The organism is Burkholderia sp. AU33423 (genome assembly GCF_002223135.1).
GTDB classification, from domain to species: domain Bacteria; phylum Pseudomonadota; class Gammaproteobacteria; order Burkholderiales; family Burkholderiaceae; genus Burkholderia; species Burkholderia lata_D.
In genome coordinates this window covers 851,682-876,464 of the sequence record NZ_NKFH01000007.1, presented here as the reverse complement: position 1 = coordinate 876,464, position 24,783 = coordinate 851,682, and the positions used below count along the sequence as shown (strand labels likewise).

23 protein-coding genes and 1 pseudogene are annotated in these 24,783 nt (G+C 67.8%); 8 read left to right on the top strand and 16 right to left on the bottom strand.

The window, feature by feature from the left end; genetic code table 11:
* Nucleotides 1–40: 40 nt before the first annotated feature.
* Nucleotides 41–1,567 carry a mannose-1-phosphate guanylyltransferase/mannose-6-phosphate isomerase gene (locus tag CFB50_RS22530; RefSeq protein ID WP_089447315.1) on the top strand — a complete coding sequence of 509 codons (1,527 nt, stop codon included), beginning with the start codon at nucleotides 41–43 and terminating at the stop codon, nucleotides 1,565–1,567.
* A 124-nt stretch (nucleotides 1,568–1,691) separates the two neighbouring features.
* On the opposite strand, the gene CFB50_RS22525 is transcribed toward CFB50_RS22530, so the two are convergent.
* The 8 genes from CFB50_RS22525 to CFB50_RS22490 form a co-directional block, all read right to left on the bottom strand.
* Entirely contained in the window at nucleotides 1,692–2,633 is a 942-nt protein-coding gene (locus tag CFB50_RS22525) for a transposase (RefSeq protein WP_089447314.1), read from the bottom strand.
* Nucleotides 2,634–3,367: 734 nt separating this feature from the next.
* The gene (locus tag CFB50_RS22520; RefSeq protein WP_089447313.1) at nucleotides 3,368–3,949 is read right to left on the bottom strand and encodes a DUF3501 family protein; all 582 of its coding nucleotides are present in this window, start codon (nucleotides 3,947–3,949) and stop codon (nucleotides 3,368–3,370) included.
* Nucleotides 3,950–3,980: 31 nt separating this feature from the next.
* Nucleotides 3,981–5,318 carry a heterodisulfide reductase-related iron-sulfur binding cluster gene (locus tag CFB50_RS22515; RefSeq protein ID WP_089447312.1) on the bottom strand — a complete coding sequence of 446 codons (1,338 nt, stop codon included), beginning with the start codon at nucleotides 5,316–5,318 and terminating at the stop codon, nucleotides 3,981–3,983.
* Between the two features lie 123 nt (nucleotides 5,319–5,441).
* The gene (locus CFB50_RS22510; RefSeq protein ID WP_043177896.1) at nucleotides 5,442–5,864 is read right to left on the bottom strand and encodes a rubrerythrin family protein; all 423 of its coding nucleotides are present in this window, start codon (nucleotides 5,862–5,864) and stop codon (nucleotides 5,442–5,444) included.
* 236 nt (nucleotides 5,865–6,100) lie between these two features.
* Nucleotides 6,101–7,369 (bottom strand): RNA polymerase sigma factor, encoded by a 1,269-nt coding sequence (locus CFB50_RS22505; RefSeq protein WP_089447311.1) that lies wholly within the window; start codon nucleotides 7,367–7,369, stop codon nucleotides 6,101–6,103.
* The gene (locus CFB50_RS22500) at nucleotides 7,366–7,782 is read right to left on the bottom strand and encodes a VOC family protein (protein WP_089447310.1); all 417 of its coding nucleotides are present in this window, start codon (nucleotides 7,780–7,782) and stop codon (nucleotides 7,366–7,368) included. The genes CFB50_RS22505 and CFB50_RS22500 overlap by 4 nt, the downstream gene beginning before the upstream one ends.
* Nucleotides 7,783–7,823: 41 nt before the next feature.
* On the bottom strand, nucleotides 7,824–8,243 hold the full coding sequence (locus CFB50_RS22495) for a YciI family protein (RefSeq protein WP_089447309.1): 420 nt from the start codon (nucleotides 8,241–8,243) through the stop codon (nucleotides 7,824–7,826).
* A 125-nt stretch (nucleotides 8,244–8,368) separates the two neighbouring features.
* Nucleotides 8,369–8,722 (bottom strand): YciI family protein, encoded by a 354-nt coding sequence (locus tag CFB50_RS22490; protein WP_069251035.1) that lies wholly within the window; start codon nucleotides 8,720–8,722, stop codon nucleotides 8,369–8,371.
* A gap of 204 nt (nucleotides 8,723–8,926) precedes the next feature.
* Between CFB50_RS22490 and CFB50_RS22485 the strand changes: the two genes are divergently transcribed.
* The 4 genes from CFB50_RS22485 to CFB50_RS22470 all read left to right on the top strand — a co-directional run bounded on the left by CFB50_RS22485 (nucleotide 8,927) and on the right by CFB50_RS22470 (nucleotide 13,401).
* Nucleotides 8,927–10,792 (top strand): ExeM/NucH family extracellular endonuclease, encoded by a 1,866-nt coding sequence (locus tag CFB50_RS22485; RefSeq protein ID WP_089447308.1) that lies wholly within the window; start codon nucleotides 8,927–8,929, stop codon nucleotides 10,790–10,792.
* A 284-nt stretch (nucleotides 10,793–11,076) separates the two neighbouring features.
* Entirely contained in the window at nucleotides 11,077–11,463 is a 387-nt protein-coding gene (locus tag CFB50_RS22480; RefSeq protein WP_069251033.1) for a DUF883 family protein, read from the top strand.
* Between the two features lie 64 nt (nucleotides 11,464–11,527).
* The gene (locus tag CFB50_RS22475; RefSeq protein WP_069251032.1) at nucleotides 11,528–12,112 is read left to right on the top strand and encodes a BPSL1445 family SYLF domain-containing lipoprotein; all 585 of its coding nucleotides are present in this window, start codon (nucleotides 11,528–11,530) and stop codon (nucleotides 12,110–12,112) included.
* A 236-nt stretch (nucleotides 12,113–12,348) separates the two neighbouring features.
* Nucleotides 12,349–13,401 (top strand): AI-2E family transporter, encoded by a 1,053-nt coding sequence (locus tag CFB50_RS22470; RefSeq protein ID WP_089447307.1) that lies wholly within the window; start codon nucleotides 12,349–12,351, stop codon nucleotides 13,399–13,401.
* 43 nt (nucleotides 13,402–13,444) lie between these two features.
* Here the strand turns inward: CFB50_RS22470 and CFB50_RS22465 are convergent, their stop codons facing one another.
* From CFB50_RS22465 to CFB50_RS22440, 7 genes and pseudogenes are all read right to left on the bottom strand, one after another.
* Nucleotides 13,445–13,960 carry a thioesterase gene (locus tag CFB50_RS22465; protein ID WP_089447306.1) on the bottom strand — a complete coding sequence of 172 codons (516 nt, stop codon included), beginning with the start codon at nucleotides 13,958–13,960 and terminating at the stop codon, nucleotides 13,445–13,447.
* Between the two features lie 206 nt (nucleotides 13,961–14,166).
* Complete coding sequence (locus CFB50_RS22460; protein ID WP_089448395.1) at nucleotides 14,167–15,183, bottom strand: NADP-dependent oxidoreductase; 1,017 nt, start codon at nucleotides 15,181–15,183, stop codon at nucleotides 14,167–14,169.
* Between the two features lie 37 nt (nucleotides 15,184–15,220).
* Nucleotides 15,221–16,009: an SDR family oxidoreductase gene (locus CFB50_RS22455; RefSeq protein WP_069251028.1), complete on the bottom strand. Its 789-nt coding sequence runs from the start codon at nucleotides 16,007–16,009 to the stop codon at nucleotides 15,221–15,223.
* 484 nt (nucleotides 16,010–16,493) lie between these two features.
* Complete coding sequence (locus tag CFB50_RS22450; RefSeq protein WP_089447305.1) at nucleotides 16,494–17,084, bottom strand: phosphatase PAP2 family protein; 591 nt, start codon at nucleotides 17,082–17,084, stop codon at nucleotides 16,494–16,496.
* Nucleotides 17,085–17,165: 81 nt separating this feature from the next.
* Nucleotides 17,166–18,482 carry an Nramp family divalent metal transporter gene (locus CFB50_RS22445; protein ID WP_089447304.1) on the bottom strand — a complete coding sequence of 439 codons (1,317 nt, stop codon included), beginning with the start codon at nucleotides 18,480–18,482 and terminating at the stop codon, nucleotides 17,166–17,168.
* Nucleotides 18,431–18,547: pseudogene (locus tag CFB50_RS40540) on the bottom strand (helix-turn-helix domain-containing protein); the annotation flags it as partial. The pseudogene CFB50_RS40540 and the gene CFB50_RS22445, both read right to left, overlap by 52 nt.
* Nucleotides 18,548–18,553: 6 nt before the next feature.
* Nucleotides 18,554–19,483, bottom strand: a complete 930-nt coding sequence (locus CFB50_RS22440; protein ID WP_373452967.1) for a helix-turn-helix domain-containing protein — start codon at nucleotides 19,481–19,483, stop codon at nucleotides 18,554–18,556.
* Nucleotides 19,484–19,980: 497 nt separating this feature from the next.
* Between CFB50_RS22440 and CFB50_RS22435 the strand changes: the two genes are divergently transcribed.
* Both CFB50_RS22435 and CFB50_RS22430 read left to right on the top strand, forming a co-directional pair.
* A complete protein-coding gene (locus CFB50_RS22435) occupies nucleotides 19,981–20,904 on the top strand; it encodes a LysR family transcriptional regulator (protein ID WP_089447303.1) in 924 nt (307 codons plus the stop codon).
* 96 nt (nucleotides 20,905–21,000) lie between these two features.
* Nucleotides 21,001–21,402, top strand: a complete 402-nt coding sequence (locus CFB50_RS22430; protein ID WP_089447302.1) for an OsmC family protein — start codon at nucleotides 21,001–21,003, stop codon at nucleotides 21,400–21,402.
* Nucleotides 21,403–21,504: 102 nt separating this feature from the next.
* On the opposite strand, the gene CFB50_RS22425 is transcribed toward CFB50_RS22430, so the two are convergent.
* The gene (locus CFB50_RS22425; RefSeq protein WP_089447301.1) at nucleotides 21,505–22,386 is read right to left on the bottom strand and encodes a Dyp-type peroxidase; all 882 of its coding nucleotides are present in this window, start codon (nucleotides 22,384–22,386) and stop codon (nucleotides 21,505–21,507) included.
* A gap of 490 nt (nucleotides 22,387–22,876) precedes the next feature.
* On the opposite strand from CFB50_RS22425, the gene CFB50_RS22415 reads away from it, so the two are divergent.
* The gene (locus tag CFB50_RS22415; protein WP_089447300.1) at nucleotides 22,877–24,739 is read left to right on the top strand and encodes an ABC transporter ATP-binding protein; all 1,863 of its coding nucleotides are present in this window, start codon (nucleotides 22,877–22,879) and stop codon (nucleotides 24,737–24,739) included.
* The last annotated feature ends 44 nt before the right edge of the window (nucleotides 24,740–24,783 follow it).

The window sequence follows — 24,783 nt, the reverse complement described above, 5'->3', positions numbered from 1 at the left end:
ACAACGACAGGCATTGACTTCAACCGTGGAGAGTGTCCTCATGAATGCTCCGGCCGTGGCTGCCGAAACGCGCCATTCTTCTTCCACCGCGCCCGCCGCCGGCACGCGCGTCGCCGTGCAACCGGTGATTCTCGCCGGCGGGTCCGGCACGCGCCTGTGGCCGATGTCGCGCGAACGTTTTCCGAAACAGCTGATCGGCCTGCTCGGCGAATATTCGCTGCTGCAATCCACCGCGCTGCGCCTCGACGGCCTGACGGCCGACCATCCGCTGAACGACGACGTGCTGATCGTATGCGGTGAGGATCACCGCTTCACCACCGCCGAACAGCTGCGCCTGACCGGTAAATCCGCGTCGATCATGCTCGAGCCGATCGGTCGCGACACCGCGCCCGCGCTGACGCTCGCCGCGTTTCGGCTGGTCGCCGGCGGCAACGATGCGGTGATGACCGTGATGCCGGCCGACCACGCGGTCGCCGACCTGCCGCGCTTCCATGCGGCCGTCGCGGCCGGCGTGCACTGCGCGATGCAAGGCAAGATCGCGACGATGGGCATCGTGCCGAAGCACGCGGAAACCGGCTACGGCTACATCCGCGTCGGCGTGCCGCTCGGCGACGCCGCCACGGGCAAACTCGACGTGCGCCGCCTCGACCGTTTCGTCGAGAAACCCCATCTCGAACTCGCTCAGCAGTACGTCGCATCGGGCGAATACTGGTGGAACAGCGGCATCTTCATCGTTCGCGCCTCGGTCTGGCTGAAGGCGATCCGCCAGCTCGAACCGGCAATCTACGCGGCCTGTGAACAGGCCGTCGCCCTGGGCAAGGCCGACGGCGATTTCTTCCGCATCGATCGCGAAGCGTTTGCCGCGTCGCCGTCGAATTCGATCGACTACGCGGTGATGGAGCCGCTCGCGAACCTGCCGCAACTGTGCGAAAGCGTCGTCGTGCCGCTCGACGCGGGCTGGTCGGACGTCGGCTCGTGGGACGCGATCTGGCAGATCTCGCCGAAGGACGAAGCCGAGAACGTCGGCCGCGGCCACGTGCTGTTCGAAGGCGCGGAATCGACGTTCGCGCATTCGGAAAGCCGGCTCGTTGCCTGCGTCGGCACGCAGAACCTCGTCGTCGTCGAAACGCCGGACGCCGTGCTCGTCGCGGACATGTCGCGCGTGCAGGACGTGAAGAAAATCGTCGGGCGCATCAAGGCGCAACGCGGCGCGGAAGCGACCGATCACCGCAAGGTGCATCGTCCGTGGGGCCACTACGACTCGGTCGACACCGGCGAGCGCTTCCAGGTGAAACGCATCGTCGTGAAGCCGGGCGCGCAACTGTCGCTGCAGATGCACCACCACCGCGCCGAGCACTGGATCGTCGTGCGCGGCACCGCGCGCATCACGCGCGGCGACGAAACGTTCCTGCTGTCCGAAAACGAATCGACGTACATTCCGCTCGGCGTATCGCACCGCCTGGAGAACCCGGGCAAGATGCCGCTCGAGCTGATCGAAGTGCAGTCGGGCGCGTATCTCGGTGAGGACGACATCGTCCGCTTCGACGATACCTACGGCCGGCAGTAACGCGTCATGCAACAAAGGGCGCCGCTTCGACAGCGGCGCCCCGGGCAACGCAGGCATGGAAAGACGGAACTTCCGCGCAGGCGTCGTGGCACACGACGGCCCGCGCGTTTCAGCGGGTCGGCGATCAGCCGACGCGGTACCCGTACTCGCGGCGCTCCGGCTGCACCGGATCGTTGCGGCTTTCGGACAGCGCGCCCGCATGGCGCTCGGCGATGAAGCGCTGGATGTCCGACTCGGCACGCGCAAGCGCGGACAGGCCGGCCAGCACCTCGCCTTGCGGCTCGCGCGCCGGTTCGTCGCTCGCGCCATGGCGATCGATCCACTGGCGCGCCCAGTCGAGCGCGAACTGCTCGGCTTCCTCGGCATCGGTGAAGCGCGGGCCGATGAGGCCCGAGCGTTCGACGCGCCGGTCGTCCTGCGTAATCTCGGCCCACGCGCGATACATCAGGTTCTGCACGGGCTGCGCGATGCCGCAGATCGTATAGCCGCGATATCGGTCGACTTGCGGTTCGACCGAGGCGAAGCTCGCCGACGACGCATGCGCATGGCGCAGCGCCGCCGACGGCGCACCGGGCACCGCGAACGACACGGCCGACGGATCGACGACTTCGTCGACCGGCCGCGCGCTCATCGACGCGCCCTCGCCCTCCCAAACGTTTGCCTGAGCGACCGGCAATTGCCACGACTCGGGGTTCTGCCAGAACACGCCGCGCAAGCGATCGTTGTCGGGCACGGGTTCGGCACGGCGCGCGGGCACGACCGGCACCGGTGGCGGCGGGATATACGCGAACGTGCGCCCGCTGAACTGGGTCAGCACGTCGATCATCTTCAGCAGCGTGCCGGACGCGAGCCACTCCTCGTAGCGGCGACGGCACGTCGGCCCGGACGGATAGCGGCCGGGCAGCTTCGACCAGGCTTCACCGGTCGTCAGGATCCAGAGCACCGCGTTGGCAACGACGCGCGGTTCGGCTCGTGGACGCCCACGGCGGTTCAGCCGGATGGGTTCATCGGCGATCAGCGTTGAAAGACGAAACCACTCTTCATCGGTAAGCTCATCGAAGAACATAGTAGATCTCTCCACGCAGCCAGGCCGGGGCTGCGATTGGCGGCGCCGTCGCGACACATCGCATCGCGGGGCGGCCAGGTTGCACATTATGTTTATCCGGAGTTGTGCATGCCGGTACGGCACCGCACTTTCACGGTGCCGACATTCCCGGCAATGACGCACAAATCACGGTCTCACTCCAATGTGGGAATTTTTGTGCACGAAGCATACCATCCCTAGGGTTTATCTCAATATGACAATGACTTAATGTTACGCACTGAAACAACCTGCCACGGATGAGTAATGTATTTACGCTTGAATTTTTTTGCGTGATCTTTATGCCCGTCGCTGCAAAGGCCCGCCTGGCGGGGCTCTGCAGCGTATCAACCATGCCTTTTCATGGGCATTTTCGGGCTGCTCCGCCCCCTGTCGGCAACAATCCCGCGCATTGCTGCCGGACATCGGTAAATCAGGGAAAAAATCGTAACAAGATATTCACGAATCGGTAAATCATTCAAATTCGACCGATTTTAATTATCTCCATGCACAATCTTTTTATTGTTTCTCTGCGAGTGATGAAAGCATGGTGACGTGTGGTGCACATTTTTCGCCACGCGCAAACTCGTGACGTCTGTTACATCTTCGGGGCGGCGGGCGGGCGGTCGCGCCACCGCAGGGGCGGTCATTGCGTTTCGGGTCGGAACGGAAAAAGGGAAACCAGTGGGCAGGCGGTGCCGGCCGTGGCAGCGGACGCGTCAGCGCAGATCGACGGCCAGCGACGCGGTCACGTCCGCGTCCACGCGCTGCGGCGGCATCGCGTAGGCCGGATGATCGCACCCGATCGACAACGCCGCCCCGCCCCTGAGCGCCGCGCGCATCGGCGCGTCGAGCTCGAAGCGCACGAAGTGCACGGCCGACGTCTTCTCGGCGTTGTCGCGGACGAGATCCTCGTCCGCGATCGCGTAGACGCGCGCGTGCCCGTCGACCTGCAGGTACACGCGATCCTCGACACCGATCAGCCGCGCGAGCGCCGCGCGCCGTTCGATCTCGTGCTCGTACTCGATCTGCATCGTCGCCTTCAGGTTCGTGCCGTCGGGCACGAGCGGCAGATACGCGTCCAGCTCCCCTTCGATGCCCGCCTGGTCGAAGATCTTCTCGATATGCAGCATCTCCTGGATCTGATAGCGGATCGTCGTCTCGTCCTCGAACAGGAAGCGCAGGTGGTTGCCGAGCGCCACCGCGCGGCGGCGCTTGTACGCGACGAGCCGCGCGTGTTCGGCCTTGCGGATCTTCGCGTACGCCTCGAGCGTCAGCAGGGAATCGCGGGTCAACGTCATGGGAGGTCCTCGTGGGTCGGCCGGCGGCGGCTCAGATGCCGTACGCGCGGCGCAGCAGCGTAAGCGGATGCGCGAGCGGCGCGGACGGCAGCCCCTTGTCGTCGATGCCCTGCACGATGTGATGGCCGGCCAGCGCGCAGTCCGACGACACGACATCCGGCTGCGGCTCGGCCATCGCCTGGAACACGGGCCCGCCGATCCGCATCGCGTCCGCGTGAAATCCCTTCTTCACGCCGAACGTGCCCGCATGGCCCGAGCAGCGCTCGACGACGTTCACGCGCGTGTCGGGCACGAGCGACAGCGCGTCGGCCGTCTTGCGGCCGATGTTCTGCACGCGCGCATGGCACGGCACGTGATACGACACGGTGCCGAGGCCGGTCTTGAAATCGGTCTTCAGCAGTCCGTCGCGATGCCGCGCGATCACGTATTCGAACGGATCCCAGAACGCTTCGGCCACCGCGCGCACCGCTTCGTCGCCGGGGAACATCAGCGGCAGCTCGCTCTTGTACATCAGCACACAGCTCGGGATCGCGCCGATCAGCGCATAGCCTTCGCGCGCATAGCGTTCGAGCACGGGCAGGTTCACGTCCTTCTTCGCGGCCACGCCGGCGAGATTGCCCTGCTCGAGCAGCGGCATCCCGCAGCAGGCTTCGCGCGTGACGAGTTCGTACGGGATCTCGTTGTGCGCGAGGATCGCGAGCAGGTCGTGGCCGATGCCGGGCTCGTTGAAATTCACGTAGCAGGTTGCGTAGATCGCGACCTTGCCGGGCGTGCGTTCGCCGTCGCGCACGGGCAAGCCGTCCGACGGCTTCGCCGTGCGCCGGAACTTGCGCGGCGCGAATTCCGGCAGCCATGCGTTGCGATCGACGCCGAGCGTCGCTTCGAGCGCATGGCGCGCGGGCGGCGTGCGGTTCACCGCGTTCACCGCCTGCGTGACGATCGGAATGCCGGCGAAGTGGCCCAGCGCGTCGGTGTTCGACAGCACCTTGTCGCGCAGCGTCGCTTCGCCGCGCTTGTAGCGCGCGGCCTTGCTGCGCAGCATCAGGTGCGGGAAATCGACGTTCCATGCGTGCGGCGGCACGTACGGGCATTTCGTCATGTAGCAGAGGTCGCACAGGTAGCACTGGTCGACGACCTTGCCGAATGCCGCCTTCGGCACCTCCTCGATATCGCCCATCGGCGTGTCGTCGACCAGATCGAACAGCGTCGGAAACGCGCCGCACAACGACACGCAGCGCCGGCACCCGGCGCAGATGTCGAACACGCGCGTCATTTCCGCATCGATCGCGGCCTGGTCGTAGAACGCATCGGACTGCCAGTCGAGCGGATGCCGGGTCGGGGCTTCGAGACTGCCTTCCTTGTGGGGCATGGGGCGCTCCATCCAGCGTGGCGCGCATGCGCGCCAGCGCCGCCCGCGCGATGCGGGCAGCGATGAACGAACGGCCGGCCGCTTGCCGGTCGCACGGCCCGCCGTGCGGCCCGCGGCGGCCCGTCAGTCGACGAGACTGTCCAGCGCCTTCGTGTAGCGGTTCGCGTGGCTGCGTTCAGCCTTCGCGAGCGTCTCGAACCAGTTCGCGATTTCGTCGAAGCCTTCGTCGCGCGCCGCCTTCGCCATGCCCGGATACATGTCGGTGTATTCGTGCGTTTCGCCGGCGATCGCCGATTCGAGATTCTGCCGCGACGAACCGAACGGCAAGCCCGTGGCCGGATCGCCGACGGCTTCCAGGTATTCGAGGTGGCCGTGCGCATGGCCGGTTTCGCCTTCGGCGGTCGAGCGGAACAGCGCGGCGATGTCGTTCTGGCCTTCGACGTCAGCCTTCGAAGCGAAATACAGATAACGCCGGTTCGCCTGCGATTCGCCCGCGAATGCGGCCTTCAGGTTCTCTTCGGTTTTGCTGCCCTTGAGTTGAGCCATTTGCGCCTCCGTTCGAGTCGGCGCGGCCGCGTGCGACGCCGGGCCGATCAGGTATGTGGGGAACGATGCGTGTGCCGGGGCGCGCGCACCGTGCTCTTCAATCTAGGCGCTCGCGTTCGCATCCCCCAATAGGCTTTTTCAATCCGGGCGATAGTGCTTGGCGGGACGTGGGGCGCTGCCGGCCGCGTACGGTGCGCGGTGCGCGGTTGCGCGGCATTCGCGCGTGGTGCGTCGGGTCACGCGTCCATCGCGCGCCTGAGCAGCAATTCGCGTTCGCGTTCGTTGCGCGTCAGTTCCGCCGCGCGGCGGAACTCGGCCTTCGCCTCGTCGGCACGGCCCAGCTTCGCCAGCAGGTCGCCGCGCACGCTCGGCAACCAGTGATAGCGCACGAGCGCGGGATCGTCACGCAGCGCGTCGACGAGTTCGAGCGCCGCAGCCGGCCCGAACGCCATCCCGACGGCCACCGCGCGATTCAGCTCGACGACGGGCGACGGCGCGACTTCGGCGAGCGCGTCATACAGCGCGACGATCTGCGCCCAGTCCGTATCCGACGCCTGCCGCGCACGCGCATGGCAGGCCGCCAGCGCGGCCTGCAGCGCATACGGCCCGCGCACGCCGCCGAGCTTCGTCGCGCGTTCGAGCGCCGCGAGGCCGCGCCGGATCAGCAGCGGATCCCAGCGGCTGCGGTCCTGGTCGAGCAGCAGCACGGGCCGGCCCTGCGCGTCGGTGCGCGCATGCATGCGCGACGCCTGCAGCTCCATCAGCGCGACGAGCCCGAGCACCTCGCTCTCGTCCGGCGCCAGCCCGGCCAGCACGCGGCCGAGCCGCAACGCCTCATCGCACAGCGCCGGGCGTGTCCAGTCGTCGCCCGAGGTCGCCGCATGGCCTTCGTTGAACACGAGATAGATCACTTCGAGCACCGACGCGAGCCGCGCGGGCCGTGCATCGGCGGCCGGCACCTCGAACGGCACGTGCGCCGCCGCGAGCGTGCGCTTGGCGCGCACGATCCGTTGCGCGATCGTCGGCTCGGGCGTCAGGAACGCGCGCGCGATCTCGCTTGTCGTCAGCCCGCCGAGCAGCCGCAGCGTGAGCGCGACGCGCGCATCGGTCGACAGCACCGGATGGCACGACGTGAAGATCAACCGCAGCAGGTCGTCGCCGATGTCGTCGTCGCGCGCGTCAGCGAGCGCCTCCGCGATGTCGGGGACGACATGCGCTTCGAGCGCGTCCATCTCGTGGCCGAGCTGGTCGCGCTTCGCCGCGTGGAGCGACTCCTGCCGGACACGATCGAGTGCGCGACGCTTCACGGCCGTCATCAGCCATGCGGCCGGGTTGTCGGGCACGCCGTCGACGGGCCAGTGCTCGAGCGCCGCGACGAGCGTGTCCTGCGCCAGTTCCTCGGCCACGCCGACGTCGCGCACCACGCGCGCGGCGCGCGCGATGATCTTGGGCGCCTCGATCCGCCAGACCGCTTCGATCGCACGGTGAGTCGCCTCACGCGTCACGACGCCTGCCCCTCGGCGGACGCGTCCAGCGGCATGGCCATCAGCTCCCATGCGTGGCCGTCCGGATCGTCGAACCCGTGACCGTACATGTTCGGGTACTCGCGCGGCGCCTGCGGCGCGGACCCGCCGGCCGCCAGCGCCTTCGCGACGATCGCATCGACCTCGGCGCGGCTGTCGCACGACAGGCACGACAGGACCTGCACCTGCGTTGCCGGATCGATGATGGTTTTGCCGGTGAACGTCTGGAAGAACGGCCGCACGAGCAGCATCGCGAAGATCGTGTCGCTGATCTTGATGCAGGCGGCCTGGTCGTTGGTATAGGCCGGCACGACCTCGAAGCCGAGCGCCTGGTAGAACGCCTTCGAGCGCGGCAGGTCGGCCACGGGCAGGTTGATGAAGACCATCTTGTGCATGTCGGATACTCCCGGTGAGGTTGGATTCAGGCGGCAATCAATCAGGCGCCGGCGCGGCCGACGTGGAGTTCGCGGAACCGCTCGACCGCGTCGCTCGGCGTGAGGTCGTCGAGTTCGAACAGCGGCCGCACCTCGATCTCGCAATCCATCTCGGCGCCGAACGGCGCGGGAAACCGGCGCGTCCATTCGAGCGCTTCGTCGCGCGAACGCACCTGGATCAGCGTATAGCCCGCAATCAGTTCCTTCGTTTCGGCGAACGGGCCGTCAACCACGGTGCCCTTGCCGCCCGCGTAGCGCACGCGCCAGCCGCTCGCGCTCGGTCGCAGCCCGTTCGCGTCGAGCAGCACGCCGGCCCTGGCCAGTTCCTCGTGATAGACGGTCATGGCTTCGACCAGCCGGTTGTCCGGCAACGCGTCGGACTCGCTGACGGCGTTCGCCCGGATCATGATCATGAATCGCATCGTTCACTCCTTGTCGTCGGTGGAAGGCAGCGCCCATTCTTCGGCGCCTTATCCGGACGACGGCCGGACGACCGCCGGATCGACATATTCCGCGACATATCAGGGTAAATACCGAGTCTCGACCTTCACAGGAAGCACGGGCCGACCGCCCGCACCTCGACCGTGCACCATTGCGCGGCCGGGCACTGGCGCGCGATCTCGATCGCTTCCTCGCGCGTGTCGACGTCGACGATGAAGAAGCCGCCGACCATCTCCTTCGCCTCCGCGAACGGGCCGTCGAGCAGGCGCGTCTCGCCGTCGCGCACCTGCACGCGCGTGCCGCGCTCGGAGCGCTCCAGCGACTCGACGCCGCGCAGCACGCCGCGCGCCTTCAGCGTCTCGGCGAAATCGACCATCCGCGCGTACAGCGCCTGACCTTCGTCCAGTGTGCGTTCGGCGCGCTGCTCGGTCGGCTCGACAATCAACAGCATGTAAGACATGGATTTCTCCTGTGGGAACGGGGCGTGGCGGCGTTCGCTGCGCGATCGGGATGCGCCGGCCGATGCAAAAGCGTAGCAGCCGCCGCGCGGCTTGCATCGTCGGCCGATCGGCAACTGGCCGGACGGCCAATTCGGCCGCTTCCTGACATTTTGCCGTCAAGATGCCTTCCCGAACCGTCGGATTTTCTTCCTGTGGACCGCCCCATGTCACGCCTGCTTGTGCCGCTTGCCGTTGCACCGTTCATCGCCCTCGCCGCGCTCGCCGCCCTCTGTGCCCGGCCGGCCATGGCCGCGCCGCCGGTGAGTGCCGGCTGCGGCGGCGCAACCACGCCGATTGCCGACTTTCGCGGCGCCGGCGGCCCGTCGCCGCTGGCCGGGCAAACGACCTCGATCGAAGCGGTCGTCACCGCGGCGTTCGGTGGCGCGGACGGCCTCGGCGGCTTCTTCGTCCAGCAAGCCGACGCGCAGCGACGGCACCGGCCGGGCGTCCCGGAAGGCGCGTTCGTGTACGCGCCGAACGCACGCGCGAAGGCCGGCGATCTCGTGCATCTCACGGGCCGCGTCGACGAGCGCTACGGCCGGACGCAATTCACGCTGTCGGGCGGCGTAACCGTCTGCGCCCGCGGGCAAAAGGTCGCGCCTGCCACGCTCACGCTGCCCGTCGCCACCCACGCGGTGCTGGCCGCGCTTGAAGGCATGCGGGTGCGCCTGCCGCAAACACTGACGGTCAGCGATACCCACGAACTCGGCCGCTACGGCAGCGTCGTCCTCAGCAACGGCCGGCTGCGCATCCCGACCCACGTCGCACCGCCGGCCGAGGCCGCCGCGATCGCGACCGCCAACGCACGCAACCGCATCGTGCTCGACGACGGCTCGACCCGCCGCGATCCGGCGACCGTGCGCTATCCGCCGCCCGCGCTGAGTGCCGCCAACACGCTGCGCGCGGGCTACACGGTACGCGGCGTCGAAGGCGTGCTCGAACTGCGCTACGGTGCATGGCGGCTGCAACCGGTGGCCGGTGCGGCGCCGGTGTTCGATGCCGCCGCGAACCCGCGTACCGAGGCCCCGGCCCGGCACCCGGATGCCGACCTGCGCATCGTGTCGTTCAACGTATTCAACTATTTCAACGGCGACGGGCGTGGCGGCGGATTCGATGCCCCGGCCAACCGCGGCGCGAAAACGCCCGCCGCGTTCGCGCGGCAGGAGGCAAAGATCGTCGCGGCGTTGCGCGCGCTGCGTGCCGACGTGATCGGGCTGATGGAAATCGCGAACAACGGCCACGGTGAAACAAGCGCCGTACGCCGTCTCGCCGCGCAACTTGGCGACGGCTGGCGCGCAGTCGAGCCCGGCACCGCGCGCCTCGGCCGCGATGCGATCGCAGTCGCGCTGCTGTACGACAGCCGCACGGTCGAGCCGGCCGGGCGCGCCTCGACCGTCGCACTCGGCGGCCGGCACCGCCCGCCGCTCGCGCAGACATTCCGGCGCATCGGCGGCACGCGCGCCTTCACGGTCGCGGTCAATCACCTGAAATCGAAGAACTGCCCGAACGCGACCGGCGCCGATCGCGACCAGTCGGACGGTCAGGGCTGCTGGAATGCGGCGCGCATGCGAGCCGCCGCGCGCGTCGCCGACTGGCTCGCCGCGTCGCCGACCGGCACCACGGCCGACGGCGTACTGCTGATCGGCGACCTGAACAGCTACGCGAAGGAAGACCCGGTGCGCGCGCTCGAGTCGCGCGGCTACGAGAACCTGGTGCCCCGCTTCGTCGGCGATGCTGCGTACAGCTACGTATTTCGCGGCGAAGCGGGCAGCCTCGACCACGCGCTGGCCACGCCGGCGCTCGCCGCGCGCGTGAGGGCCGTACACGTCTGGCACATCAACGCCGACGAACCGATCGCCCTGCAACCCGTGCCTGATTACAAAACGTCCGCGCAACGGTCGATTTATTACGCACCTGACGCGTACCGGTCATCGGATCACGATCCCGTCGTGATCGACGTCGCGCTTGGCGATGGCGGCACGTTGGCAGCCCCGGGCACGAACCGTGCTCGTCGACCAAGCGTCGATTAGTGCATTTGCATCAGCACAAGGCCTGCAACGGCACTATTTACCGGGGGCCCTGGCGACGCGATATTTACCGCACCTTCACCGCGTACCGCAGCCCGGTACGCCGCTTCGCCCGGAATGCGAATTTTTTTCAATCGCCGCGCCGCCCCGTGCGGCGGGACTGTGCGGCAATCCTGCCGACGAATTGAAAATTTGTCTCGAAACAAAATCGGGCCAAGTGAATCACATAGGTTGCTGGGATTCGCCGTATCTTCAAATTTGCCTTGAATCGAAGGAGGATAAACACCATGGCGCTCACCGACTCGATCGAACACAAGCTGGACCGCGGCCTGTCCGACATTCGTCGCACGGGCCGGCGCGTGGGGCGCACGACGCGCTCGGCCGCCCGCGACCTGCATGCCGACGTCACCGACGATCTGCGCGGGCTGGTCGACGAACTGGAAGATCTGCTGAAAAACGATGGCGACGGCGATATCGCCGCGCTGCGCAAGCGCGTGCAATCCAGGCTCGATGAAGCGCGCAGCGCGCTCGACCATGCATCGGGCAGCGCGGCCGCCCGGCTGCGCGAATCGGCCGAACGCGTGTCGCAGGTCGTGCAAGACAACCCGTGGCAAACCGCCGGCGTCGTCGCCGGCCTCGCGTTCGTTGCGGGCCTGCTCCTTGCCCGCCGTTGAACGGAGCCGGCCGCCGCGCGCCCGCCCCGTCCGTCCTCAATCAGACAAACGAAGGAGAAACGCCATGCAGAAGACCTTTGCCATGAAAGCCGCCGCCGCCGTCCTGCTCGGCAGCCTCGCGCTCGCCGGTTGCACGACCACCCCGGACAAACCGGAAGGCGCCGCGGCCAGCGCGTCGAAGCGCCAGTCGATCGACGCCAGCGTCAACGCGACGCTGTCGCGCCTCTATTCGACGGTGCCGGGTTCGCGTGAACTCGTCGCGAAATCGCGCGGCGTGCTCGTGTTCCCGAACGTGCTGCAAGCCGGCTTCATCGTCGGCGGCCAGTCCGGCAACGGCGCGCTGCGCGTCGGCGGCAGCACGGTCGGCTACTACAACACGTCGTCGCTGTCGGTCGGCCTGCAGGCCGGCGCACAGTCGAAGGCGATCGTGTTCCTGTTCATGACACAGGATGCGCTCGACTCGTTCCGCAAGTCCGAAGGCTGGTCCGCGGGCGCCGACGCCTCGGTCGCGGTCGTGAAGGTCGGCGCGAACGGCGCGGTCGACTCCAATACCGCCACCGCCCCGGTCGAGGTGCTGGTCCTGACCAACGCGGGCCTGATGGGCGACCTGTCGGTGAACGGCACCAAGGTCACGAAGCTCAACATCTGACGATGCGGCACGCGGCGTCGCGCCGCGTTTGCTTCCCGGCAGCGCCGCGGCCCCGGCCGCGGCGTTTTCGCATGTGCCGCGCGCAGCGGCTATGATGGCGGCGCCTTTGCGGGCATACTCCGCTTCGGGCCGCCCTGCGTCGCATTTCGCCGCGAACCCGTGACGATCGAGAACCGATCGCGCGCGGGGCAACGAGATTCAATCAAACCACGCATCAATCTGCGCGAACGTCATCCATGGAAAGCGGACACGACCACCAAAAATTCTTCTATTTCCTGCTGGCCGCGGTCACCGTCGGACTCTGCTGGATCCTCGCGCCGTTTTCCGGAGCCGTGTTCTGGGGCACCATTCTCGCGATCCTGTTCCAGCCCGTGCAGCGCTGGCTCGCCGCGCGCTTCGGCAAGCGGCGCAACCTCGCCGCGCTCGTGACGCTGTCGCTGATCGTCCTGATCGTGATCCTGCCGCTCGTGTTCGTCACGGCCACGCTCGTGCAGGAAATCGCGTATGTGTACCAGGAGCTCAAGGACGCCCAGCCGAACTATTCGCAGTATTTCCACGACATCATTCACGCGCTGCCGAGGTCGATCCAGAACCTGCTGCAGAAATACGGGCTGACCAACATCCCGGGCATCCAGAAGAAGCTGACCGACGGCGCCGCGCAAATCAGCCAGTTCGCAGCCACCCAGGCGCTCAGCATCGGCCAGAACACGTTCCAGTTCGTCGTGAGCTTCGGCGTGATGCTGTACATGGTGTTCTTCCTGCTGCGCGACGGCGGCGAGATCGGCCGCCGCGTGCGCCGCGCGCTGCCGCTCGACGAGGAGCACAAGAACCTGCTGCTCGCGAAGTTCACGACCGTCGTGCGCGCAACGGTGAAGGGCAACATCGCGGTCGCGCTCGTGCAGGGCGCGCTCGGCGGCCTGATCTTCTGGATCCTCGGGATCGAGGGCGTGGTGCTGTGGGGCGCGCTGATGGCGTTCCTGTCGCTGCTGCCCGCGATCGGCGCGAGCCTCGTATGGGTGCCGGCCGCGCTCTACTTCCTGATGATCGGCGCGGTCTGGAAGTGCGTGATCCTCGTCGCGTTCTGTGTCGGCGTGATCGGCCTCGTCGACAACCTGCTGCGCCCGATCCTCGTCGGCAAGGACACGAAGATGCCCGACTGGGTCGTGCTGATCTCGACGCTCGGCGGGATGGCGCTGTTCGGCATCAACGGCTTCGTGATCGGGCCGCTCGTCGCCGCGCTGTTCATGGCGAGCTGGGACATCTACGCGCGCGCCGAACAAGGCGAATGACGCATCGCGTGGCCGCGTGCCACGCACCTGCCGGCACGCGCCGTCACGGATGGCGAATGCGGATCACGACGGGCGCCTCGGCGCCCGTTTCTTCATCCGCCGCCAGCATCATCACGCCGCCATACGGGCCCACGCGATACGTGCGGCCCGATACCAGCGGCACGCTTCGATCGTCGTGCGCATCGCGCCACGTTGCACGCACACGCGAAGCGACATCGGGCGAGAACGGCGCACCGTCGGGCCCGACCAGCGCCACATGGGCGCCCGGCAAACGCCGGCCATGGGCATCGAACCGCAGCGTTGCCGCCGCCCCGCCGTTCGCCACCGCTCGTCCCTCGACCACCTCGCCCGGGCGCGCGTCGAGCGTCACGTCGTAGAGATCGACGAGCGCACCCGCGAACCGCACGATGCCGTTCGACGCGACATGCCCGGCCGCCACCGCATTCGACATCGCGAACGCCACGCCCAGCCCGATCGCGGTCTTCCGCACGGCACCGGCCCACCGCACCGTTCGATTGCGCCTCGCCACCGATGCCGCCCGCTTCGCGTCGTTTCGCATGTTCCCTCTCCTCCGCCGTGACCAGAAAAAGAGGCGGCGTGACGCGTCGGTCACGCCGCCTGTCTGCTGGCAATCACTTTAGGGAGAGACGTCCGGACAAGATATGGGACTAGTCCGAAACTAAAGCCCGGTCGTTCGAACGCACCGCGTTCGACACCCGCTCGCAACAGCGTACGAACGGCATCGCACGCTGCGCGGCGGGCCGGTCACGCGCTAGGATCGACGCGCAGCACGAGCTTGCCGCGATGGTCGCCGTCGAACAGGCGATTCAGCACGTCGGGCGCGTTCTCGAGACCGTCCGCAACCGTCTCCTCGGCCTTGAGCCGGCCGTCGCGCAGCCAGCCCGCGAGCGTCTGCACGGCTTCACGGCTCTTGCGATAGTCGAGGATCAGGAAACCGCGCATCGTCAGCCGCTTCGAGATCAGCACACCGACATCGTCCGCCGCGCGCCCGCTGTTGTAGTTCGAGATCACGCCGCACAGCGCGACACGCCCGCCGATCACCATCCGCGACAGCACCGCGCGCATCACCTCGCCGCCGACATTTTCGAAGTTCACGTGCACGCCGTCCGGCGTCGCCGCCTTCAGTTGCGCGCGGAAATCATCGGCCTTGTAGTCGACGGCCGCGTCGAAGCCGAGCGTCTCGGTCAGGTAGCGGCACTTGTCCGCGCCGCCCGCGATGCCGACCACACGTGCGCCGTGGATCTTGCCGATCTGCCCCGCGATCGAGCCAACCGAGCCGGCCGCCGCCGATACCACGAGCGTCTCGCCCGGTTGCACCGGCGTGATGTCCGTCAGCCCGTAGTACGCGGTCAGCCCGCTCATCCCGCACGCGCCGAGCAGCGTCGGCAGCGGCAGGCCCGACTCCGCGGGCAGCTTCACGAGCTGCGCGGCCTGGTCGGCCGGCACGACCGCGTAGTCCTGCCAGCCGACGAGCCCCTGCACGAGATCGCCTTCCGCGAACCCCGCATGACGCGACGCCACCACGCGCCCGATGCCGAGCGCGCGCATCACCTCGCCGATCGCGACGGGCGGCAGGTACTGCGGGACGTCGCTCATCCACACGCGGTTGGTCGGGTCCATCGACAGGTACAGCACGCGCACGAGCACCTCGCCGTCGGCAAGCGCCGGCACCGGCGTCTCGACGAGCGAAAAGTGTTCGCGGCCGACCCGCCCTTCCGGGCGCGTCTTCAGCAGCAGTTGGCGGTTCACGGGTGTGGACACGATGTTCTCCTCCAATCGTTGTGGTTCGGGATGCGCGTCAGACCGCGCACATGCCGCCGTCGATCACGAGTTCGGCGGCCGTCACGAAGCGGCTCTCGTCGGACGCGAGATACACGGCCGCATGCGCGACGTCGTCCGGCTCGCCGAGCCGGCGCAGCGGAATGCCGCGCGCGAGCTTGCGCGTCGCGTCGCGTTCGCCGAGCGACTGGAACAGCGGCTCGACGATCCCCGTGCGGATGAACGCCGGGTGAATCGAGTTGCAGCGCACGTCAATCTCGCGGCGCGCGCAGTCGATTGCGACCGACTTCGTCAGCGACGCGACCGCCGCCTTCGACGCGTTGTACGCGGTGAAATCCGGCTCGACCTTGAACGCGGCGACCGACGAGATGTTGATGATCGATGCGGGATGGCTTTCGGCCAGATACGACAGCGCATGCTTGCAGCCGAGCACGATGCTCTCGACGTTGATCGCCATCACGCGCCGCCATTCGTCCAGCTCGATCTGCGCGGGCGAGCCGATCGAACCGACGCCCGCGTTGTTGACGAGCACCGACAGCCCGCCCATCGCATCGACCGCCTGCGCGAGCAGCGCCTGCCAGCGCGCTTCGTCGCGCACGTCCTGCGTCGCGGCGAACGCGACCGGCGTCGCGTGGCCCGCGTTGAGCTCCTGCGCGAACGCGTCGAGCACCGCTGCGTCGGCGATGTCGGTCACGAACACGCGTGCGCCCTGCTCGACCATCCGGCGCGCGATCGCACGGCCGAGGCCGCCCGCGGCGCCCGTGATGTATGCGCACTTGCCGGCAAGGCGCGGAGAAACGATTGTCATGTGGCCTGCTCCTGTCTTGAATCGTCGTCGCGGAACGCTGCCGAGACGGGGTGTCCGTGCTTTCCGTGCCTTCAGGGCCGCTGCCGGTCGACGTGCACCGGTGGCGGTACGCCGACATGACGACGCGCCGCACGGTTTCCGCGAGTATATCGAGATGAACCTGACGCGTGCCGGACGCGCCGGGCAGCCTGCCCAAGTTGAACGACAGCCAGCGTACGCGAATGCCGCCAATCGATGAAATGAATAATCGTTATAGCCGGTCATAGGCGCCGTTCATGACCTTCGCGTGTCGGCACGCATGTTCGGGCCGGCCGCACCCGCGGATCATGCAGACCGGCCGGATCGTTGATTCAGGGAATGACGAAGCGCGGCGTTCCGCGCAGACGCGAAAGCAGTCGGGAAGAGGAACGGTGTGGAATCGTGCAACCGCCGGGCGAATGCCGGCGGCAAGAAAGCGGCGCCGGGGCGCCGTGACCAGCTACCGTCAGAACCCGTCGCCCGACGGCGCGCGCACGAACGCGCAGAGTTGCGGCGAATGGGTGTCGATCATCTGCTGGAACGGCGCGCGGTGCCCGTACGCGATGCCCGACACGAGCAGCAGGCAGACGGCCGCGACGCGCGGCGAGAATGCACGCTGCCGCGCACTGTCGTAGCCGCGCAGGAACACCAGCGCGACCAGCGCGCCGAGCATCCAGCCGACGATCACTTCCGGAACGGTGTGCGAATGATCGAACACGCGCGCGACGGCCGTGACCGCGCCGACGGCCAGCCCGGCCGCGATGCCGAGCGCCTTGCCCGGCCGGAACGCCTGCCACAGCATCGACAGCGCGACGGTCCACACAGACGTCGACAGCATCGTATGGCCGCTGATCACGCGGAAATCGAATTGCGGCAGCTCGATGCCGCACCCGGCATACAGGATCTTGGTGGCGCCGACGAGGCCCATGCCGGCGGCGAGCAGCACGCCCCAGCGGACGGCGAGGCGCCAGTCGGTCAGCGCGAGCCACGCCGCGCATGTCAGCGCGATCGGCAAGGTCAGCGCGGCATCGCCGACGTTGCTGATTTCACTCCACATAACGGACTTCGGACGACGATCGAAAGGCCGCAGTTTACCGCATGCGCGCCGCGCGGCTGTGTCAGCCTGTGACAGGCTGTATCAGCCCGCGACACCGGTAATCAGCAGCAGGTTCGTGCCGGTGATGACGGCGAACAACGCCCACGCGGCAATCTGCATCCCGCGCCCGATCGTGTGCTCGCCCATCGTGTTGCGATCGCTAACCGAGCGGATCAGCGGCCACATCGCGAACGGCAGCTGCAGGCTCAGCAGCACCTGGCTCCACACCAGCAGCTGCCCCACCGAGCTGTCGCCAAGCCACAGCACGCCGATCAGCGCCGGCACGAGTGCGAGCCCGCGCGTGATCAGCCGGCGCTGGTAGCACGGGATCTTCGTGCGCAGGAAGCCATCCATGATCACCTGGCCGGCGATCGTGCCGGTCAGCGTCGAGCTCTGCCCCGACGCGAGCAGCGCGATGCCGAACAACAGCGCGGCCGCGCCGCCCGCGATCGGCGTAATCAGCTTGTAGGCCTGCTCGATGTCGGTCACGTTGTGCAGGCCCGTCGCATGGAAGGCCGCGCCCGCGACGACCAGGATCGCCGCGTTGACGAGCATCGCGACGAACAGCGACACGCAGGTATCGATGCGCACCAGCGCGAGCGTGTCGCGAATCATCCCGCGCGTGCCGCCGACCACGTGCCGCGTCTGCACGACCGACGAATGCAGGTACAGGTTGTGCGGCATGATCGTCGCGCCGACGATGCCGAGCGCGAGCACGATCGCGTCCTTGCGGTCGTGGCCCGGGTCGCCCGGCACGAGCCCGCCGACCACCGCGTGCCAGTCGGGCGGCGTAATCGCGACCTGCGCGACGAAGCAGAACGCCATCGTCGCGATCAGCGCGAGCACGATCGCCTCGATCTGCCGGAACCCCTTGCCCTGCAGGCCGAGCACGATCACCGTGTCGAGCGCGGTCAGCACGATCCCCCACGCGAGCGGCACGCCGAGCAGCAGCTTGAACGCGAGCGCGCAGCCGAGGACTTCCGCGATGTCGCACGCGATGATCGACACTTCGGCGGTCACCCACTGCACGATGCGGCCGAACCGGCCGTAGCGGTCGTAGCTGGCCTGCGCGAGATCCCGGCCGGCGACGAGGCCGAGCCGCGCCGCGAGCATCTGCAGGAAGATCGCCGCGAGGCTCGAGAACGCGACGACCCATAGCAGCGAATAGCCGAACTGCGAGCCAGCCTGGATGTCGGTCGCCCAGTTGCCGGGATCCATGTAGCCGATCGCGACCAGCAGGCCGGGGCCGAAGAAGCGCTTGAGCTTCTGCCAGCGCGGCGCGCCGGCATCGATCGTGATGCTGCCCTTTACTTCCGACGGGCAAAAAGGGGCGGTGGCGGTGGTGGGGAGGAAGGACATGGAAACCGGGGCTCGAGATCGGGACAGGACGATTCTACGGGTATCCGCCCGATTTTCTCCCGCGTGGCCTCTCACGCGGCGCGATGCCCCTCGGTGCCGTCGCCGGCCCCCTCGCCCGCATCGGCCTGCCTCACGCCACGGGTGAGGATCCTTTCGCGCTCGGTGACGCGGAATTCGGTCGGCGACATCAGCATGCGCTGGCGAAACAGCTTCGCGAGCCGCTCGCCGCTGCCGAACCCGGTGCGGCGCGCGACTTTATCCGCCGGCAGCGTCGTGTGGACCAGCATGTGGCAGGCGCGCTCGAGCCGCACGTGCTGGACGAACTCGGTCGGCGTCACGCCGATTTCCTTCTTGAAGCGCCGCAGGAAGTTGCGCTCGCTCATCGCGGCGGCCTGGGCCGCGCTCGCGATCGAGATGCGGTTCACGCTCTGCGCGCGCAGCCGCTGCGCCGACATCCGGATCGACGGGCTCGCGCTCAGCTCGCGAAAGGCCCACATCGACTGCGTATAGCGCTGCTCGACCGGCCGCAGCAGGTTGCTGGCGATCTCCTGCGCGGCGATGTCGCCGAGCTCGACGCGGAACATGTCGAGCACGGCGGCGAACACGTCGGTTTCGCCGGCCTGCAGCTCGACCGTCGTGGCGACCCGTCGCCCGCCCCGGCCGGGCCGCCCTTCGATCGCCGTCGACGGACGCTGCATGGCCGCGAGCGTGGGCAGGTCCATCCCGTCGACGATCCAGCGCGCATGGCGGCGAATGTCGGAGAGGCGACGCTGCAATGCGTCGTCCCAGTTGACGGTCGCGCGGTCACCGTGAAGATGAAAGAACGCGAGCGCGCGGCGGCCGTGCTCGTCACCGAGCGGATCGGCCGCGATGCTCACGCCGGAGGACGACTGCAACAGCCCCCCGCTTTCGGATACGTACTTCAACTGGTAGTCGGCACTGTGTGCGTGCAGGCGATTCGCCAGGTTGAAAGCCTCGCCAAGACGCGCGGCCTGGGCCAACGAAAATCCCGTACTCAAATAGATAACGACCCATCTCTGATCTGCTGCATTCACTGGCCAAGCCCCCGACTTGTTCGACTTCTTCTAATACCGTCGAACTGTCAGGCTTATATTTGGTTTGAATGCGTGCGACAGGACGGCTATCCCGAAATATGAAGCGACGGCATCTTAGCCGAACGGGTCGCGCCTTTGGCGCGAAATGGCCGACGTGGACAGCATGATGGCGGATTACTACAGGCTGTCGCGGTTTGCTGGCGGCCCGGTGTGGAATTGCCCGGGCCGATATCGCCCATTATTGCGATTGTGTATGTCGCAATCCGCGCATTTCATTACGACTTATTGCGTCGGATATCCGGATAAATGCACAACCGAATATCGGCACAAACGATATTGATTCTTATCTCGTGCCATCGATCGCCACGGAGGAAAGCCCGCCTATCCAATGCCTGCGCATCCTTTAGAATCGGTCCACCCTTCACCACGCCCCCCCGCGCCCCGTGCCCGCCGATCACCGTCTCGACCTGAACCTGTTTCGCGTGCTCGACGCCGTCTACGTGCATGGCGGCATCGGCGCGGCCGCCCGCGCGCTGCATCTCACGCAGCCGGCCGTCACGCATGCGCTCAACCGGCTGCGCGCGCATTTCGACGACCCACTGTTCGTGCGGCAGGGCAACCGCGTCGTCGCAACCGAACGCACGCGTACGATCATCGCGGACGTCCAGCTGCACCTGAAGGGCCTGCAAGGCACCGCGCGCGCACCGTCGGGATTCGATCCCGCGACGCTCGACCTGAGCATCGCGGTCGGCATTCGCGACGTGCTCGAATCGATCGCGCTGCCGCGGATCGTCGCCGCGTTCGCCGACGAAGCGCCCGGCCTGCGGCTCGTGAGCCGCCGCATCGCGGTGGCCGACATCGAGCGCGAACTCGCATCGGGCAATCTCGATCTCGCCGTCGATCGCCGCGTGCCGACCGGCCCGCGCATCGCCACCGAACACCTGCTCGACGATTCGCTCGTCGTCGCGCTGCGCGGCGATCATCCGCTTGCGCACGAACCGCTACGGCGCGGCGACTATTTCGCGGCGCAGCACGTCGCGGTGTCGTCGCTCGGCGAGCCGCAATCGCTCGACGTGCTGCTCGGCAACGACGGCCGCTTCCGCGACATCCGGCTCACCTGCCAGCACTATTTCGCCGCGTGCCAGATCGCCGCGACCGGCAACCTGCTGGTCACGCTGCCGCACACCTATGCGTTGCGGATGGCCGCGCTGCTGCCGATCGTCGTGCGGCCGCTGCCGTTGCGGCTCAAGCCGTTCCCGCTCCTCGCGTACTGGCACGAATCGCGCGACGCCGATCGCGCGCACCAGTGGGTGCGCGAACGTATCGCCGCGCTCGTGCGCAGCAGCGCCAGCGTCACCGACGCATAGCCGCGCGGCGCACGCCGTCCCGATCGGGGCGGTATGCTGACGGCTGCGCGTCACCCTCTTCCCTTTTCCCCACTTTCCGCTGACCGGAGACTTGCCATGTCGCTCATCCATGCCGCCGCCGTCCTCGACGCCGATGCGCCCGACTACGTCGTCCAGCTGCAGGCCGGCACGCACGCGTTGACCGGCGACGAAGCGCCCCGCGAAGGCGGCCAGGATCGCGGGCCGGCGCCGTACGAGTTCGTGCTGGCCGGCCTCGCGCAATGCACGGCCGCGACGCTGCGCATGTACATGCAGCGCAAGACGTGGCCGGCCGCGCGCATCGACGTGCGCACCGAGCTGCATGCCGATCGCGACGGCACGCAATACGTGCGCCGCGTCGTGACGCTCGACGGCCCGCTCGACGATGCGCAACGCCAGCGCCTCGCCGAAATCTGCGAGAAAACGCCGGTCACGCAGTTCATCAAGCGCGGCACGCGGATCGACACGACGTTGAACTGACACGCCACGCACGAAAGCACGCGGCACACGATCGCCGCGCAAAAAGAAACGGGGGGCCGCGCACGATGCGCGGCCCCCCGTTTCGTCGAACCCGTCAGGCGCTTACAGCCCGAGCGCGGACAGGTCGAGCTTGCCGTCCTTCAGCGGCGGGCACCAGAAATACGCGCCCGTCAGCGGCCGCGTGAAGCGGAACAGGCCGTCGACGATCCCGTCTTCCGCGCCGCTCATCCGGCGCATCTGCACGTCGAATGCGCGGAACGAGCAGCCGAACGCGACGAAATAGAGGCCCGCGCGACGCGCGTCCGACCACGGCGACGAGCGACGCAGCATGAATGCCTCGGGCTCGAAGCTTTCCTGCGCGGTGCGCTTCACGTGCGCGAACTCGGGTGCGTCGTCGAGTTCTTCGTTGTCCGAGCGGCGGCGCCCGATGATGTTGTCCATGTCGCCCGACGGAATGCGCTCCATCTGGTCGAAGTCGTGCAGCCATTGCTGGACCGCGACGAAGCTCGCCCCGTCGAGCCCCGCACCCTGCCCCGTCACGATCGCCGCGGCCACCGCTTCGTCGCCTTCCGGGTTCTCCGTGCCGTCCTCGTAGCCGGACAGGTCGCGATCGTTCGAATAGCGGAAACCGTCCACCGCATCCTGCAACGCAAAAGCCGGCGCCAGCGCGCGTTCGATCGCCCGCGCGCGCAACACGATCTCGCCGCGGTCGTCGCCGCGCAGCCAGACCCACACATCGGCCGGCGTCGCCGGCAGCGTGCGGTCCTTCACCGCGAACGCCGGGTATTCGGTCAGGCCCGGCACCGGGTGCCCGAGGTACGCCGCCAGCGCATGCCCGAACCCGACCACCGTGTCGCGTCCGTCGACGATCTCGCGCAGCGCGGCCAGCGCCGCTGCCACATTGCCGTCATTCGAAATCGTGAAAGTGAGGTATCGGGCCGCCGTATCGATCGGGGTCAGGATGCCTTGCTGAACGTCGCTCATCGTTTCCTCAGGAATGTATCGTGGTGAATCTGCGAGGGCCGCGGCGGCATGCGCCGCAAACGCCGAAGTGTAATCGATGCGCGTGCCGGCCCTTGCGCTGCCGCACTGTGGCTGGCCCGCAAAAGAAGGGCCAAAAACCCGAATACTAACCGTATCGACGCTGCAACGCCGCATTCCTCAGACGTTGCGGCGTGCCCGACACTGCTGATAGAATCTTTTCACGTCTTTTCGGCGTCCTTTCAACCGTTCACTTCAGGGGAGGTGCAGATGTTCCGAATGCCAGCAACCTTCCCGAACGTGGTCCCACGGCGTAGCTGATCCAGCCCGCCGTCCGCGCCGGCTCCCGAGTTTTTCGCTGACCCGTCAGCCGCGCCGTTTCCCGACAGCCCGTTTCGTTTTTCGCCCGCGCGTTTCGCGCGGCCCGGCTGTTGCGTTTTCGATGTTCTCCGAACCGGAAAGTCCCGTCGCGCGATGCGCCGGGCAACGATAAATGACCAGAAAAACCTCCCATCTGGGCGGCCAGGCATTCCAGGCCGTCTTCGGCTTCACCTTCCGTTACTGGCGCAAGCAGCCGGCGCGCACCGCCACGGTCGCGAGCCTTGCGCTGCTCGCCGCGCTCGCCGACGTGCTCACGCCACTGTTCGCCGGCCGCCTCGTCGACGCGCTGTCGACCGGCCTGACCGACCGCGCCGCCGCGTGGCATGCGGCTCTCGTCGCGTTCGGCACGCTCGCCGCGCTCGGGCTCGGCGCGACGGTGCTGCGCCAAGGCGTCTACCTGAACATCATCACGCTCACGTTGAAGATGATGAGCGAGATCGCGGCCGCGTCGTTCCATCGCGTGCAGCGCTTCTCGACCGACTGGCATGCGAACAGCTTCGCGGGCTCGACCGTGCGCAAGATCACGCGCGGGATCTGGGCGCTCGACCTGCTGAACGACACCGTGCTGATCGCGCTGCTGCCGTCGGTCACGATGCTCGTCGGCGCCACCGTGCTGCTCGGCACGCACTGGCCCGTGATGGGGCTCGTCGTCGGCGCGGGTTCGCTGCTGTACATCACGGTGACGGTGGCGGTGTCGCTCGGCATCGTCGCGCCGGCCGCGCGGCTCGGCAACCTGTGGGACACGCGCATGGGCGGCGCGCTCGCCGATGCCGTGAGCTGCAATGCGGTCGTCAAGGCGTTCGGCGCGGAAACGCGCGAGGAAGCGCGGCTCGCACGCGTGATCGGTAAGTGGCGGCAGCGCACGCGCCGCACGTGGGTGCGCGGCACGTTGAACGGCGGGTTGCAGGGCGCGATGCTCGTTGCGATGCAGGCCGCGATGATCGGCGTCGCGCTGCGGCTGTGGGCGAACGACGAGGCGAGCGTCGGCGACATCGCGTTCGCGCTGACGATGTTCTTCATGCTGCAGGGCTACCTGCGCGACGTCGGCATGCACATCCGCAACCTGCAGCGCTCGGTGAACGACATGGAGGAACTCGTCGCGCTCGAACGCCAGCCGCTCGGCATCGACGATCGTCCCGGGGCGCCGGCGATCCGGATCGGGCAAGGCGAGATCCGCTTCGAGCACGTGACGTTCCGCTACGGCAACCATTCGGTGCCGCTGTACGACGACTTCTCGATGCGGATCGCACCCGGCGAGCGCGTGGGCCTCGTCGGCCACTCGGGATCGGGCAAGACGACGTTCATCAAGCTGATCCAGCGCCTGTACGACGTGTCGGGCGGCCGCATCACGATCGACGGCCAGGACATCGCGCAGGTAAGGCAGGATTCGCTGCGCAGCCAGATCGCGATCGTCCAGCAGGAGCCCGTGCTGTTCCACCGCACGCTGGCGGAGAACATCGCGTATGCGCGCCCCGATGCAAGCCGCGCCGACATCGAGCGCGCCGCGCGTCTCGCCAGCGCGCACGACTTCATCGCCGCGCTGCCGGACGGCTATGACACGCTCGTCGGCGAACGCGGGATCAAGCTGTCGGGCGGCGAGCGCCAGCGGGTCGCGATTGCACGCGCGTTCCTCGCCGATGCGCCGATCCTGATCCTCGATGAAGCGACGTCGAGCCTCGACAGCGAAAGCGAGCTGCTGATCCAGCAGGCGATGGAGCGGCTGATGGTCGGTCGCACGACGCTCGTGGTCGCGCACCGGCTGTCGACCGTGCGTGCGCTCGACCGGCTGCTGGTGCTCGATCGCGGCAAGGTGATCGAGGAAGGCAGCCACGACGCGCTGATCCGGATCGACGGCGGTATCTACCGCCGGCTGTTCGAACGGCAGGCGCTGGAGCTGGCGAAGGGGCTCGCCGATTCGCCGCGGCGCACGGCGGACGACGATGCCGGGCCGCTGGGGGAGCCGGCCGAGGTGTGACGCAGGCGTGTCGCAACGCGTGCCGGCGGCGCGGTCATCGCCGC